We start from the raw sequence: 14,699 nt of genomic DNA, 5'->3' as shown, positions 1-14,699 counted from the left end.
TTTTGAGGAACGGTGTTTTTAGATACTAGGATCTTTAAAATCTAAAATCACATGAAATATCATGTACCAATAGTAATTTCATTGAAACACTAATTAAGTATATTTACAAAAGTTAACATTTTTTAGAAAAAAATTGTTGCATAGTTTTTCGCAGTAATTATACTTTTGCCGTTCACTGCAAAAAGTGATTATATAGATTATTATTTCGCTATTTGAGCAAGGAAAGTTCAAATTAAACATTAAGTTACTTGACAGGATTGTCGCGATGCATTATAATTTTAACACCAAACACCAAACACCAAACACCAAACCTGTAAAACTAACCTTATTTTCAAGTTTATTTTTATCAAGTCCACTCTATTTAGTTCCAGTACTATTTTTTTTATCACTTCCATTTAGTAGCTATGCTTTGACGACGAGTACAACGAATTTTATTCATGGTAATGCACCTTATTTAACTTTCGATGATGGTCAAAGTCGCGTTACTGATATGAGTAATTTACTTGGTATCAGTTTATCTGATGGTAGAACTTATTCGCCAAATAATAATTCAGCGACCAATCCGATTGTATTGCCGGATATAAATGAGACATTAATTAATGTTAATATGTTAGTACCAACCAATGTGGACTCAATCGCATTAAATACGCTTATTGGCGCGCCCTATAATTATTGGCGGGATGATGATGGTGATGGTCAAGGCAATAGTGGTATTGCAGTTACAGGTAATTTAACGCTTACCATTACTGATAAAAATAATCAAAAAGTACTGCGTAATACCGCATTAGATATTTGTAATGCACCTTATAAAGTGGTATTGAGTAGTGATGGTGGTACATTATCTACCCAGTATGGTGTACCTAATAGTAGTGATTTTAGTGGTGGTAGTGCGACTTATTATATTAATCCTAAAGATCGTCCAAAGGTCTGTTTTGCGAAACCTACATTGAGATATGGTTCAGATACTGAGATTAGTGGTATAGACTTTCGTGGTCCGGCTTCAATGTGGGATCCGAATAAAGGTTTTATTGTGCAGTCTAGGGATCCTTCATCTTATGGTTTGAATTTCCCAACAACTGGTGCTAATAATCTATATTTTGATTTAGATATTGGTGGTGTAGGGCCATTGAGATGGGATCCGGTTACTCACGATGGAATAACCGCGACCATGACGCCGAACTCCTCCGGTACCACTGTTCGTGTTACACTCACTGGTCCTGTTGCTAACGAAGCCCAATGGCAATCAGATTCTCCCGGTATTATATATAGACCTTCTTTACCTCAGACATTCGAGTTGGTTGGTAGAGATAGTTTAGATAATGAAATTCTTAAATATGGTTTTCAATTAAAGCAATGGTTTATCAATCGAGGTAATAAAAGTTCTAATTATAGTTTAGCATTATTATGGTGTAACAGTATTGGTTACAGTGTACCTCAAGTTAAGGATTTAACTAATGCGGTTTGTTCAGGGCCATGGAGTGGTGATAACTGTCAGGGTGCTATCGGAGCCATACCTTCATCTACTGGTAATCACTACCAGCGTCGAATAAATGCTGGATTTTTTACTGAATGGGGATACCTAACCAACTACATTGGTGCGGGTACAGGTCACTATTATTTGTATTGGACTAGAGATCAATCAGGAAGTGAGCAGTTTATTGTTTACCCGTATGGAGGGGATGTTTATATGTACAATCCAGCTATTGACTTTTACGAACCCTACAGTTTTTATGCTCTGTGTACTTCATCTTAGTTGTTGTTTCTTGAATCGAGATTGAATAACTAAAATAGAGTCACGTAAAATTATTCTTGTTTAGGATAAATAGAGAAGTCATATTAACCGCTCTAAATAAGAGCGGTTAATATTTTTGAGAACAGGGATTTTAAGTATAAATTAAGAAACGATTAGTTTGACTGAAATTAATAATAAGAAGATACCAAAATATCTAATTAGTTTATTTATTGATAATTTTTGAGCAATTTGAACTCCGACTTTTGCCATGGGTATGCTAGCTAACATAATTGATAATACTGCGGGTAAATAGACGAAACCCAAACTGTATTCTGGCAGTTCTTTGATATTCCATCCAGCAATGATATAACCAATAGTACCACCTAAGGCTACAGGTAAGGTAAATGCCGCAGAAGTACCGATCGCTTTTCGCATATCCACGCCGCATTTCTTTAAAAAAGGTACCACTAACACACCACCACCTACACCAACTAATGCGGCGAATACACCAATTAATCCGCCGATGAAGATATAGATTGTGTTAGGTAATAATGTCGCTTGGCTATTTTGTTTTTTCGCAACTTTTCCAGTTTTTAGAATAAATTTACTGCCTGTATAGATGAGGAAAACAATAAAAATCCATTTGAGCCAAATACCGGGAATATAAGGTGTCATGTAGGATCCGCCAATAGTGCCAATAATGCAACCTAATACCATCTTTTTTAAGATCGACCAGACAATATTATTATTTTTATTCTGAACCCAACTTGATGATAAGCTAGTACCAATGATCGTTGCTAAAGATGAGGCCACTGTGATATGGTTTATCCATTGCCCACCATGACCAAAATAATCGAGTAGCATAAGTAATGCTGGCACAATTAATGCTCCACCACCAATACCGAACATACCCGCAAGTAATCCAGCCAATGCGCCTATACAAAGCAAGATAATAAATTCAACAATCATACTCTATCCTTAAGTTGTGCATTCATAAAACTAATTATTTGATTATTTAATAGTTATAATAAGTTTTTTGGCAAGTTTATTTAAAATAGTATTGGTTATGTAATATGGCAATATTGTACTGAGGCTAGCTAAAAATACTAGTAGCTAGTTAATTATTGATGACTTATATCAGAAAAAATAATTCAAAAGATGACATATCGTTTAAAAAGACTTATGTTATTTAGCAATTAATATGAATAAATATGTTTAGTTAATTTTTGATGAAAGGGGAAAATAATGAAAGATCGTTTGAAATGGATTGATGAGTTTGGTTTTTTAGCTGAAACTGCAAGTGGGCACTCCTTAGTAATGGATGGCGGTATTGAACATGGTGGTCGAAACCGTGGTGCGAGACCTATGGAGCTTTTGTTACATGGTGCTGCAGGTTGTATGGCTTACGACATTATTGCTATTTTGAAAAATAATAAAAAGGATGTTCGAGATCTTTGGATCGACATTGATAAAACTCAAGCTACCTCTTCGCCAAAAGTGTATACCTCAATTAATTTTCATATTGTAATTACTGGTAATAATATCGATAACGAGGCTGTTGAAAAGGCGATTAAACTTGCATCTGAAAAATATTGTAGTGCTTCAATTATGTTAGGTAAGACAGCCAAAATGTCCTACACTTATGAAATAAGGGATCATGTTTAATAACTTTTTTATAACTGATAGTTATAAATAAATAACCGGCTGATATTAGTCTGAATTGCATTAATCCTTTAAGATTTCATCCTTTATCAGGAAGAAAACAACGAGAGTGATTATGCAACAATTAAGTAAAAATATGCGGTTTCGAGATTTAGTTATTTTGGGATTGCTTTTTATTGGCCCCGCAGCTCCAGTAGGGCTATTTGGAGTTTTAGATGTTATAAGCGATGGTGCCATTGCACTAGTTTATATTGTTGCGACTTTTGTGATGGCGTTTACGGCATTTTCTTATGCAAGAATGTCAAATGCTTTGCCCCATGCAGGCGCTGTATATGCTTATTGTTCTATTGGTATTCATCCTAATGCTGGATTTCTTGTAGGTTGGTTACTTCTACTAGACTATCTGTTTATTCCTGCTGTTGCCTATTTGTTTAGTGGTATTTCATTAAATGCCTTAATTCCAGAAGTTCCTGTTTGGATATGGACCTGTTTTGCAGTAGTTATCACTACCATGCTTAATTTAATTGGTGTTAAAAAATCGGCTAGAATCACATTAGTTATCTTAGTCGTTGAGATTGCAGTCATGTTTGCTGTGCTTTTAGTTGGTATTTGGATTATTACCACGCATGGAACTAAACAAGATTGGCTTACTCCGTTTATTGGTGGTGAGTTATTTAATTGGAGTAGCCTTTTTAATGCGGTCTCTATTGCTGTGCTTTCTTATTTAGGGTTCGATGCTATAGCAACTTTTTCAGAAGAACACAGTGGTAAGCGAAACTTAGTAAGTAAAGCTATTATTAGCTGTTTAATTCTTGCTGGTTGTTTATTTGTAATACAAATTTATATTGGAGCTTTACTTAATCCTTATGATAGCGAATATTTACGTAACCATCCTGAGCTACAAGGCAAAGCTTATTATAATATAGTTAATAATGAAATTAATTTATGGTTAGGATGGTCTCTTAGTTTAATGAAAGCTGTCGGGGCATCGTTTGCCGCTATGGTCGGTCAAGCTGCGGCAAGTCGTCTATTATTTAGTATGGGGCGAGATAAAAGATTACCTGCTTTTTTTGCTAAGATTGGTAAGAAAAGTGGTGTGCCTTCGAGAGCAATTTTATTTTCTGCATTGTTTAATCTATTGTTGGTATTTATTGCTGCCAATCATGCTAAGGGATTACCAATGTTAGTTTCATTTGTCGATGTTGGTGCTTTATGTGCATTTATTATGTTACATGTATCAGTAATAGGTTATTTTAAATTTAAAAAACGTTCGAATGGTTGGCGAGCTAATTTATTTGATATTTTAATCCCTATTATTGGCATTGTCGTATTGTTACCTGTGTTGTTACATATTGATAATTATGCAAAAATTATTGGTGGTATTTGGTTAATTATAGGAGTGATTATTCTTATTTTAAGTAAAAATCAAGGCCAAATCGGTTGGTTAGAAGCAAATAAATAATCAAGATTTTGTTTAATCATTTTAGATGCAAAATTTTTTATAAAATCTGAAAAAATTGTCTGTTATATCTATTTAGCACGGCAATTTACTTTTTGCTATTTTTTGGGGTTAATGGTAATTTTTTATTGATGAGTAAGAGTATTGATGACAGCTAAATGATAATTATGGATATTCATCTTCTATTTAATGCTTTATTGTTGCTGTGTTAATGTTTAATCAAGCTGTTAGTTGTCTGAATTTATAACGGATAAAATGTTTTAAAAGCATTTTTAAGCCAAAAAATTTGAGGAAAGGGTTTTTTTAACCTCTTCCTCAAGTAATCATAAGTTTTACTGTAACGAATAACAGGAAGATAGCAAAATAGTTAATCAGTTTCTTTATTGATAGTTACCTTGCAATTTATCTAACAATGTTTGCTATAAGCTTAATAGAGAATACTACCGCTTTTACCAATCTACAAATAAGCTGATAATTGTATTTGTGCTAAATAAGATAATAAACTCAAAGATAATAAAACTTTCTTGTGTACTTTTTTAATTAATCATATTTTGATTAGTTAACTTCTAGATTTTTAATAATTAATAATTGTATCACTGTTTTTTTATAAAGGATGCATAATCATTGTTGTTTTAATAGTTATACTCATAACCTTTTTGTATAATGCTTCTTATTTACGATGTTAAGTTCAATGCTGACAGAAATATTACGTGGCTCGATGATTTCGGCAAGTTTGATTATAGCTATTGGTGCACAAAATTTGTTTGTACTTAAACAGGGGTTATTAAAAAATCATATCTTTTTTGTCGCTGGTATTTGTTTTATCTGTGATTTTACTTTGATGGCTATCGGTATTTGGGGAGTCGGAGCATTTATTAGTCGTAATCCTATCATAACCGACGTGCTTGCCATTTTAGGCGCTTTATTTTTGATTTGGTATGGATTTAATGCCTGCAAGAGTGCAATACAAGGTAACAGCACTATGCAAATTGATTCTACTCAGCAACAAAAGAATGCGTTAACTAAGGTTATATTGTCTACTTTGGCTGTTACTTTACTTAATCCCCATGTTTATTTAGATACAATTGTAATTGTTGGTGGTATAGCTGGCACTTTATCAACTGAGCAAAAATGGGCATTTTTAATTGGTGCTGTTTGTGTTTCTTTTATTTGGTTTTTTGGTATTGGTTACGGTGCTAGGTTACTTATACCATTATTTAAACAAAAAAGAATGTGGGTTATATTGGACTCAATTGTAGGCGTCGTAATGTTCTATATTGCTTACCGACTTATTTTTTATGTTATTTATGGCAGTTGAATGTTGTTAATTTCCCCACAACATTCAACTTGAAAATCAATTAGCATTAGCTTGAGTACAACTTTCTTCATAGCCATTTTGGCAAGCTAGATAATAATAATGTTTGGCTCGTTCTGGATCTTTATCAACTCCCAGCCCTTGTTCATAGATAATTGCTAACATGTATTGGGAGCCTGCTTCGTTTTGAGCGGCTGCAAACTCAAATGATTTTCTGGCTTTGGTATAGTCTTGCTTAAAATAAGTACCTTCATAGAAAAATAAGCCTAAATTGTATTGTGCTAATGGTGATCCTTGTTTGGCAGCTTCGATATCCAATTTTACACCTTTAGCCAAATCTTTGGTTAGTCCAGCATAACCATTGTAGTACATTATAGCCAAATTATGCTTTGCATGACGATCACCACCTTTTGCAGCTATTTCATAATATTTTCTTGCTTTAAATTCATCTTTTTCAACACCACGACCATTTGCATAAAGAACGCCTAAATTATAAGTTGCTTGCATATTTCCTTGTTGTGCGGCTTTTTCATACCATTCTCTAGCTTTGACAAAGTCTTGATAAAAACCACTATCATCTATATTTTTTTCAATTCCTTTGTATGTCTTTTGGGGTTCGGCTTCTTCATATAGAACACCAAAGTAAAATTGACCGATGGGATCTCCACTTAATGCTGATTCTTCAATCAGTTCTTTACCTTTTTGTTTATTTTTATCAATTCCATAACCAAAAAAGTACATTGAACCCAAAACTGCTTGTGCACTCATATGATGTTGTTCTGTTGCTTTTTCAAACCATTCCTTTGCCTTGGTAAAATCTTGTTTAACTCCTTCACCCTTTAGATACATGCGGCCTAAATAGAATTGAGCTTCAGCATCATTTTGCTGCGTTGCTTTTTTATATTGCTCATCAAAAAAAGCCTCAATATTTTCAACTGCAAAGCTGGTATTTATTGCAAATAAAAATAAGCTAATCATTACTATTAATCTGGTCACTGTTTCACCTTATTTGTCCCTAAAATTTAATATTTATTGTTACTAAATACATTTATATATGGATCTTTAATAAACTAATTGGCATTAAAAATTATTACCATTACATGTATAACTAGAATATGCTGAAATTATCTAATAATAACGTGATATTTATCACAATTATAATATTTTTTGTTTATAACAAAAGTAAGTTTTTAATATTATGCTAATTTATAAATTTGGATTGTTACTGTTTAGTTGACATAACTATTCGGGCAAAACCTAAACATCTTACTCAATGAGGTGTTTAGGTTTTTTTGCTTTAAGAAAGCCAAATATATTAACAACTAGGGAATATCAGTTTTAGCGGGTATGCAAAATTAATTGGATACTGAGTAAATAGACAAGGAGTTCTTATGACAAACAAACGAGTGAAATTAGCATTATTGGTTAGTGCAGCTTTGGCTGTTGGTCAAGCAGTTGCTATTGAGCAGGTTGAGATTAAAAGTCATCAATTAAAAAAAATTGTAATTGATAATCTAGAATTTAAAGACTTTGATAAAGATGGCAAATTGTCTCCTTTTGAAGATTGGCGTTTGTCGCCTGAAGTTCGTGCTAAAGATCTACTTAGCAAATTGTCGTTAGAAGAAAAAGCAGGGCTGATGATGCATGGTAATGCCAAAAGTTTAGGCGATGAGCTTGGTCATGGAGATAAGTATAATTTAGAAGAAATTAAACAGTTAGTGCTTGATGATAAGGTAAATAGTCTAATTACTCGTTTAGAAGTGAATCCAAAAGATTTTGCTGAGCAAAATAATCAATTACAACAAATTGCAGAGTCCTCTCGTCTGGCTATTCCTCTGACCATTAGTGTTGATCCGCGAAACACTTTCTATTATGGCAATAAAGTAACGAGTAACGCTGGATTTAGCCAATGGCCAGGAACATTAGGCATGGCTGCGATTGGTAACGAGTCTATTATAAATGAGTACGGAAACATTATTCGACAAGAGTATCGTTCACTAGGGGTAACTCAGGCTTTATCTCCCATGGCAGATTTGGGAACCGAACCACGTTGGTCTCGTTTTGAAGGTACATTTGGCGAAGATCCAATGCTAAGTAAAAGTATGGTGCGAGGTTATATTTCAGGTATGCAAAATGGCAAACTTGGCTTAAATTCACAAAGTGTGGCTGCCGTCGTTAAACATTGGGTTGGTTATGGTGCTGCAGAAGAGGGGTTAGATAGTCATAACTCTTATGGTAAATATGCACTCTATACTCATAAAAACAGTTTAGAACAACATATCATACCATTCACTGGCGCATTTGAGGTCAATGTAGCTGCAATTATGCCGACTTATTCTATTTTAAAAAATGCCCAATTAAATGATCATAAAATTGAACCTGTCGGCGGAGGTTTTAATCGCTATTTATTGAAAGATCTATTAAGAGATACTTATCAATTTAAAGGGGTGATTATTAGTGATTGGAATATTACAAAAGATTGTAATGAAGTTTGTATCAACGGTAACCCACCTGATATAGCGCCTAAAGCGGAAGGAATGCCATGGGGAGTAGAAGATCTCACTGTTGAGCAACGTTTTATTAAAGCTATTCAAGCCGGTGTTCAACAATTTGGTGGAGTGAGTGATAGCTCTGTTATTGTGTCAGCTGTAAAAAACAATAAACTGGATGAAAAAACTATTGATAGTGCAGTTTTAGCAATCTTGACGCAAAAATTTGCTTTAGGACAATTTGAAAATCCTTATGTTGATCCTACTGAAGCAAGCCGTTTTGTTGGTAATCAAGATTTCCAAAAAGTTGCTGATAAAGCGCAATTTGATTCATTGGTTTTATTAGAAAATAAAGATAAGATTCTGCCATTGAAATCCAGTAGTAAAGTCTATTTATATGGTTTTACTGAGGATGCTAAAAACTCCTTAAAAGGTAAAATTACTATTGTTGATAAATTGGATCAAGCTGATGTGGTTGTTGCTAGAGTTAATGCGCCTTATGAACAAAAACATAAAAATTACTTCTTTGGTGCAAGATATCATGAAGGTTCATTAGAATATACTGCTGATGATAAAGATATAAAATTTATTAATGAAGCAAGTAAAAAACATCCCGTTGTTGTCACTGTTTATTTAGATAGACCGGCAGTTTTAACTCCAGTAAAACAAATAGCAAATGCAGTGGTTGCAAATTTTGGTGTAAATGATGATGTGTTATTTAAACGTTTATTAGATAGTAAACCATTCAGCGCTAAATTACCATTTGCATTACCAGACTCAATGGATAGTGTTATAAAACAATCTTCTGATTTAGCAAACGACATGCAGGCATTATATCCATTAGGTTATGGTTTAACGCTTTAAGTCGTCTATTTTGTGCTATTGAATTAAGTTAAGGCAATAGCACAATTATTATTTTCAGTAGAGTTTTTAACTATAAATAAGCAATAAATTGAAAAATATGATAATTTTTTCAACATTAACTACATCCACAATCAACACTGCTAGTTTTTTGTTTTTTTGCTTGATTATTTTTCTTGATAATTGCTTGAACTTTTTTGGAAACTACTGATAAATGGTCTTTAGAATCTAAATAGTTTTGTTCTGCGGCTTTAGCAAACCATTGTTTTGCTTTAAAATAATTCTGTTTAACACCGGTGCCTTTATAATACATAATTGCTAAAGTATATTGTGCTACAGGATCTCCTTTTTGCGCTGCTTTAGTGTCCCATTCAATACCCTTTAGATAATTTTGCTTAGTACCTTGTCCGTTATAATACAACATAGCTAAACTATGTTGAGCGCCAATATGCCCTTGTTTAGCTGCTTTTTCAAACCATTCTTTTGCTTTGCTATAATCTGGTTCAGTTTTTTGTTCGTGTTCATCAATTGCCCCTTGTTCAATACCTTTAAATACACGTTTTTTAACTGTATAACCATTAAAATACATTATTCCAACATGATATTGAGCCTCAGGATCATTTTGTTCTGTAGCTTTTTGATATTCACTTTCAAAATTTAATTCAGGTTGTTCATCAGCAAAAACCGAACCATAAGTGAACAAACCTAATGATAGGATTAGAATTAATTTTTTCATTATATACCCAGTAATTTTATTACTGTAAAAGGACTGTAACGAATTTATTCGTTATAGATAAATCTATTGTCGTTATGTAATTTAGCTATTTTATAAGCAAGTTTACAAAATTATCAATAGTTTTCTTTTGGGCAGTAAAATGGTGATGGGTGAGCTAGATTATTCGGCACATCGTGTGCCTGACCCTTTCAGGGCCAACACTTTGTGTTGTTTAAATTCGTTCCAGACGAATTAGTCGAACGCAAGCGCTATCATCGCTGAGTAATTTATCTGTAATGGAATAGGTGAAAGAGAAAAAAGTGGTGGGTCGTGAGCTAGATTATTCGGCACATCGTGTGCCTCACCCTTTCAGGGCCAACACTTTGTGTTGTTCAAATTCGTTCCAGACGAATTTGTCGAACGCTAGCGTTCTCATCGCTAAGTAATTTATCTCTGTAATGGAATAGGTGAAAGAGAAAAAAAGTGGTGGGTCGTGAACTAGATTATTCGGCACATCGTGTGCCTCACCCTTTCAGGGCCAACACAAGTGTTGTTCAAATTCGTTCCAGACGAATTAGTCGAACGCTAGCCGTTCTTATCGCTAAATAATTTATTCGTAATGGAGTAAGTGAAAAAGAAAAAAATTGGTGGGTCGTGAGCTAGATTATTCGGCACATCGTGTGCCTCACCCTTTCAGGGCCAACACTTTGTGTTGTTCAAATTCGTTCCAGACGAATTTGTCGAACACTAGCGTTCTCATCGCTGAGTAATTTATCTGTAACGGAATAGGTGAAAGAGAAAAAAGTGGTGGGTCGTGAGCGATTCGAACGCTCGACAAACGGATTAAAAGTCCGCTGCTCTACCGACTGAGCTAACAACCCATTAAGATAGTAAAAGTGGTGGGTGATACCGGGTTCGAACCAGTGACCCCCTCCTTGTAAGGGAGGTGCTCTCCCAACTGAGCTAATCACCCCAAGTGTTTTATTTCTAAAACATCACGGTAAGAATTGGTGGGTGATACCGGGTTCGAACCAGTGACCCCCTCCTTGTAAGGGAGGTGCTCTCCCAACTGAGCTAATCACCCTTACCGTGTGGATGTGCATTATAAGGCACGTCTTATTTCAGTCAACCTTTTTTTTTAAATTTTCTTAAAATTGACCCTGTTCGGTTTAATTTTAGACATTTTTTGGATGATACTTCGCAAATATGCATATTGTTGGCTTATATCCAGCTAATTATGATTATGATTTTTGATATCACTAATCAACATTATTTAAGATACATATGATAGTTTTTAATAAAAAATGTGCTGTTATTACAATCGAACCAGAAATATTACGCTATCAAGTGGTAACTGTTAAAGCCCTTAACGGACATTCTAATAATGAAAATTTAGCTGATATTCCTTATCAAAACTCGACTGATATTGAGCAACTGATACAAAATTTAAAAAAACAGCAGCCAAAATTAACTGCAATAGCACTGAATTTAGGCCAAAGTTACGTTCAGTTTCAGAAAACGGCTTATCCTGAGGTGAAATTAAATTCAGCAGAATTAACTTTATATGTAAAAGCAATAATCAATAAACTATTTCAATTACCGGCAAACAATATGTTTTTCGATTTTGTGTCATTAGCAGGCCCTCAAAAAACTATTATGATTGCTATTTGTGAGAGTGATACAGCTAATTATTGGATAGATTTATCCAAAAAGCATGGTTTAACTTTGCTTTCTATTAATAGTAAGTTGGAAAATATAAGATTTAATTTTTTACCGTGGCGCCAGCAAAAAGCAAGGCAGCACCAGTTTCAATTACTACTTTTCATGGTTAGCTTCATTGGTTTACTGAGTTGTTTCTTCTTTTATCTTTTACTTGATAGCCAAACTACATTTAGTCAATATTCGAAACAGCTATCAACACAACAAGTGCTAGAACAGCAATTGTCTGCTCAATTAGCAAGTTTTATTCCTAATCCTTCACCTAGTCAAAAACAGATTCAACAATCGCTACAAATGTTTGCAGAAATGCTGCCAGAGACAATCTGGTTAAGATTGTATGAATATGAAGCACAGCATATAAAAATTATCGGTCAAAGTATTAATTATGTCGATATTATTAATTTTAATCAGCAACTTTTATCCAGTCATGAGGTAAATAGTAGCTTGGTTAAAAATATCGAAAATAGTGGAGATAGTTTGTTGTTTCAACTGGATATTGAATTAAATGAATAATGATTTTTTTTATAGACCTATTTGGCAACAATACTTAATCAGCTTTTTGCTACCTTCAATTGTGTTTTTCATCTGTTATCAGTTTTTTATTCAAGAACTAAAACAACAAACAGAGATGCAAATTACAATATATGAAGAAAAGAAAACGGCAATTAAATTACTTCAATCAAAAATTGAACGTTATCAATCTGCTAAAAAAAGTTCGTTAACTTTACTAACAGAACTTGAGTTTGCTAAAGCAATCAAACGTAATCAATTGCACTTAACTTCCTTTAAATATGAGAAAAATGAATTGTCAAGTTATTGGCATATTGAGCTACGAGGGCAGTTTATTAATTTTATGCAATTTATTAGTGAGTTAAATGACAATTTTTATTATTTAAATTTTCAGAATTTTACTATTGATAAGCAAGATACTTATTTGCAAATTAAATTTAACATATTGATTAAAAGGGATATTAAATGAATTATTATCTTATTATCAGTTATTTTTTATTAATGATTTATTGTTTTAATGTTAATGCAGATATTCATTTAACAAGGGATCCTTTTTTACAAACTATTAATTTTAGTTGTCAGGAGCAGACAGATCTCCTTAATAAACAGATCCAAGTTTGGCAATATAAAGGTTATATCCAACGCATAGAGAACCATTACCAACAATTATGGCTTTTTTCTGAAAATAATTGGTTAGCAATTACTGATAATACCGTACCGCATATTTTGTTTCCATGGACTGTAAGTGCTGTATTAGACGATAAACTTTTATGGCAAGCAAGTTTACCTAACTATTGCAATCATACTGTGTTATGGACAATGCCTTTGACAAAATAAGTGACTATTCTAGTTTAAGGATATAATTAATGTTTAAAATTAGCCAAATATTAAAAAGTTTAGCAAAAAAATATTTAAATATTGTTATATTAGTTATGCTTTTTTCTATGTCATGTTGGGCAAATCCTAAAACTTTATCAAGCGCTGAATCGGACGATCTAATTTCTATAAATTTTTATCAAACAGACATTGCTATAATTTTGCAAGCACTTGCTGACAATAAACAGATGAACTTAGTTATGGTCGATGATTTGTCAACCAAACAAACCATTAAACTGCAAAATGTTAAATGGCAAAAAGCATTAACAGTTGTTTTAAATTCTGCAAATTTACGCGCTGAAATTGACGATAATATCTTATTTATATCAAAAGCTGTTGATCCAGAGGTGTTGCTTCAAAAAAAATTACTAGAACAAAAAGAGTTGCAATTAAATAAGCCATTAAATTTGCTGACTATTCCAGTTAATCATGCCGACCTTAATAATCTAGTTGAAACTATTCAATCACAAGGATTATTATCCGAACGAGGAAAAGCGATTATCGATAAAAGAACTAACTCAATCATTATTACCGATATGTCTACACAATTTTCCAATATCAAAAAATTAGCTAAAAGTTTGGATCAGCCAATTCCTCAAGTGCATATTTCGGCTCATATTGTCACAATGAATAAGCAAAGTATGGATGAGTTAGGTATAAAGTGGGGATATACTGGGCACTCATCACAAGTATTAAGTAAGTTTGATGTTGACTTTGGTGTCACCAATGCAGCATCTTCTGTCGGTTTCAATTTAGCAAAACTTTCCGGTAGTTTGTTAAATCTTGAACTTTCGGCATTAGAATCAGAAAACCAGTTAGAAATTATAGCAAGTCCGAATTTGTTAACGGCAAATCAAAATATGGCTTCAATAAAGCAAGGTACAGAAATTCCTTATGAAGTTTCAAATGGTGGTAATGGAGCTACATCTATTGAATTTAAACAAGCTGTATTAGGTTTAGAGGTTACCCCAAAAATTATTGCTAACGATCAAATGATATTAGATTTATATATTACGCAAAATACGGCTGGTCGTTCAATAAAGCGACGTGATGGGGGCGAAGCGTTAGCTATTGAAACACAGGAAATTAGAACGCAAGTCAAAATTAAAAGTGGCGAAACTGTTGTATTAGGTGGAATTTTCCAACAAATTAATAATGTTAGTAAAAATAGTGTTCCAGGCATTAGCAATGTACCCATTATCGGTAATGCTTTTAAAAATAAAACAAAAAAACAACAAAAACGAGAATTAGTTATCTTTATTACTCCGCAATTAGTTGAGTAAATAGCCATGGAGTTGTATCATACTCAATCTTATTTTGTTACTTTGTTTTGAGCCTATTAACTCAATGCAAAATATAGT

At 33.2% G+C, this 14,699-nt stretch carries 12 protein-coding genes and 3 tRNA genes; 9 read left to right on the top strand and 6 right to left on the bottom strand.

Annotation, left to right across the window (positions count from 1 at the left end; genetic code table 11):
- Positions 1 to 265 precede the first annotated feature (265 nt).
- A complete protein-coding gene (locus tag RAM17_RS09845; RefSeq protein WP_306240027.1) occupies positions 266 to 1,753 on the top strand; it encodes a hypothetical protein in 1,488 nt (495 codons plus the stop codon).
- Between the two features lie 141 nt (positions 1,754 to 1,894).
- Here RAM17_RS09845 and RAM17_RS09840 read toward each other — a convergent pair whose 3' ends face one another.
- Positions 1,895 to 2,701 (bottom strand): sulfite exporter TauE/SafE family protein, encoded by an 807-nt coding sequence (locus RAM17_RS09840; RefSeq protein ID WP_110447436.1) that lies wholly within the window; start codon positions 2,699 to 2,701, stop codon positions 1,895 to 1,897.
- Between the two features lie 276 nt (positions 2,702 to 2,977).
- On the opposite strand from RAM17_RS09840, the gene RAM17_RS09835 reads away from it, so the two are divergent.
- The 3 genes from RAM17_RS09835 to RAM17_RS09825 all read left to right on the top strand — a co-directional run bounded on the left by RAM17_RS09835 (position 2,978) and on the right by RAM17_RS09825 (position 6,171).
- Positions 2,978 to 3,397: an OsmC family protein gene (locus RAM17_RS09835; RefSeq protein WP_110447437.1), complete on the top strand. Its 420-nt coding sequence runs from the start codon at positions 2,978 to 2,980 to the stop codon at positions 3,395 to 3,397.
- A 112-nt stretch (positions 3,398 to 3,509) separates the two neighbouring features.
- Positions 3,510 to 4,856, top strand: coding sequence for an APC family permease (locus tag RAM17_RS09830; RefSeq protein ID WP_110447438.1), 1,347 nt, complete (start codon positions 3,510 to 3,512; stop codon positions 4,854 to 4,856).
- 688 nt (positions 4,857 to 5,544) lie between these two features.
- Positions 5,545 to 6,171, top strand: coding sequence for a LysE/ArgO family amino acid transporter (locus RAM17_RS09825; protein ID WP_173795321.1), 627 nt, complete (start codon positions 5,545 to 5,547; stop codon positions 6,169 to 6,171).
- 36 nt (positions 6,172 to 6,207) lie between these two features.
- Here the strand turns inward: RAM17_RS09825 and RAM17_RS09820 are convergent, their stop codons facing one another.
- The gene (locus RAM17_RS09820; protein ID WP_146208311.1) at positions 6,208 to 7,164 is read right to left on the bottom strand and encodes a tetratricopeptide repeat protein; all 957 of its coding nucleotides are present in this window, start codon (positions 7,162 to 7,164) and stop codon (positions 6,208 to 6,210) included.
- Positions 7,165 to 7,559: 395 nt separating this feature from the next.
- Here RAM17_RS09820 and RAM17_RS09815 point away from each other — a divergent pair, with 395 nt between their 5' ends.
- On the top strand, positions 7,560 to 9,521 hold the full coding sequence (locus RAM17_RS09815) for a glycoside hydrolase family 3 protein (protein WP_110447440.1): 1,962 nt from the start codon (positions 7,560 to 7,562) through the stop codon (positions 9,519 to 9,521).
- 115 nt (positions 9,522 to 9,636) lie between these two features.
- On the opposite strand, the gene RAM17_RS09810 is transcribed toward RAM17_RS09815, so the two are convergent.
- From RAM17_RS09810 to RAM17_RS09795, 4 genes are all read right to left on the bottom strand, one after another.
- On the bottom strand, positions 9,637 to 10,254 hold the full coding sequence (locus RAM17_RS09810) for a tetratricopeptide repeat protein (protein ID WP_110447441.1): 618 nt from the start codon (positions 10,252 to 10,254) through the stop codon (positions 9,637 to 9,639).
- A 784-nt stretch (positions 10,255 to 11,038) separates the two neighbouring features.
- Positions 11,039 to 11,114 (bottom strand) — tRNA-Lys (locus RAM17_RS09805).
- 16 nt (positions 11,115 to 11,130) lie between these two features.
- Positions 11,131 to 11,206: transfer RNA gene (locus tag RAM17_RS09800), tRNA-Val, on the bottom strand.
- A 35-nt stretch (positions 11,207 to 11,241) separates the two neighbouring features.
- A tRNA-Val gene (locus RAM17_RS09795) sits at positions 11,242 to 11,317 on the bottom strand.
- A 200-nt stretch (positions 11,318 to 11,517) separates the two neighbouring features.
- Between RAM17_RS09795 and RAM17_RS09790 the strand changes: the two genes are divergently transcribed.
- From RAM17_RS09790 to RAM17_RS09775, 4 genes are read left to right on the top strand one after another with little or no spacing between them, the layout of a single operon-like run.
- Positions 11,518 to 12,465 (top strand): PilN domain-containing protein, encoded by a 948-nt coding sequence (locus tag RAM17_RS09790; RefSeq protein WP_110447442.1) that lies wholly within the window; start codon positions 11,518 to 11,520, stop codon positions 12,463 to 12,465.
- Positions 12,458 to 12,931 (top strand): hypothetical protein, encoded by a 474-nt coding sequence (locus RAM17_RS09785; RefSeq protein WP_110447443.1) that lies wholly within the window; start codon positions 12,458 to 12,460, stop codon positions 12,929 to 12,931. The genes RAM17_RS09790 and RAM17_RS09785 overlap by 8 nt, the downstream gene beginning before the upstream one ends.
- Positions 12,928 to 13,299, top strand: coding sequence for a hypothetical protein (locus tag RAM17_RS09780; protein WP_110447444.1), 372 nt, complete (start codon positions 12,928 to 12,930; stop codon positions 13,297 to 13,299). Before RAM17_RS09785 ends, RAM17_RS09780 begins: the two co-directional genes overlap by 4 nt.
- Positions 13,300 to 13,328: 29 nt before the next feature.
- On the top strand, positions 13,329 to 14,621 hold the full coding sequence (locus RAM17_RS09775; RefSeq protein ID WP_110447445.1) for a secretin N-terminal domain-containing protein: 1,293 nt from the start codon (positions 13,329 to 13,331) through the stop codon (positions 14,619 to 14,621).
- Positions 14,622 to 14,699: the final 78 nt, after the last annotated feature.

This window comes from Gilliamella apis (assembly GCF_030758615.1).
Taxonomy (GTDB): Bacteria; Pseudomonadota; Gammaproteobacteria; order Enterobacterales; family Orbaceae; genus Gilliamella; species Gilliamella apis_A.
This window is presented reverse-complemented; position numbering and strand designations above follow the sequence as displayed.

Excerpts from the sequence above, each read along its gene's own strand:
- RAM17_RS09830 (WP_110447438.1), top strand. The coding sequence starts at position 3,510 with ATGCAACAATTAAGTAAAAATATGCGGTTTCGAGATTTAGTTATTTTG.
- RAM17_RS09785 (WP_110447443.1), top strand. The coding sequence starts at position 12,458 with ATGAATAATGATTTTTTTTATAGACCTATTTGGCAACAATACTTAATC.
- RAM17_RS09810 (WP_110447441.1), bottom strand. The coding sequence starts at position 10,254 with ATGAAAAAATTAATTCTAATCCTATCATTAGGTTTGTTCACTTATGGT.
- RAM17_RS09825 (WP_173795321.1), top strand. The coding sequence starts at position 5,545 with ATGCTGACAGAAATATTACGTGGCTCGATGATTTCGGCAAGTTTGATT.
- RAM17_RS09840 (WP_110447436.1), bottom strand. The coding sequence starts at position 2,701 with ATGATTGTTGAATTTATTATCTTGCTTTGTATAGGCGCATTGGCTGGA.
- RAM17_RS09790 (WP_110447442.1), top strand. The coding sequence starts at position 11,518 with ATGATAGTTTTTAATAAAAAATGTGCTGTTATTACAATCGAACCAGAA.
- RAM17_RS09815 (WP_110447440.1), top strand. The coding sequence starts at position 7,560 with ATGACAAACAAACGAGTGAAATTAGCATTATTGGTTAGTGCAGCTTTG.
- RAM17_RS09835 (WP_110447437.1), top strand. The coding sequence starts at position 2,978 with ATGAAAGATCGTTTGAAATGGATTGATGAGTTTGGTTTTTTAGCTGAA.
- RAM17_RS09845 (WP_306240027.1), top strand. The coding sequence starts at position 266 with ATGCATTATAATTTTAACACCAAACACCAAACACCAAACACCAAACCT.
- RAM17_RS09775 (WP_110447445.1), top strand. The coding sequence starts at position 13,329 with ATGTTTAAAATTAGCCAAATATTAAAAAGTTTAGCAAAAAAATATTTA.
- RAM17_RS09780 (WP_110447444.1), top strand. The coding sequence starts at position 12,928 with ATGAATTATTATCTTATTATCAGTTATTTTTTATTAATGATTTATTGT.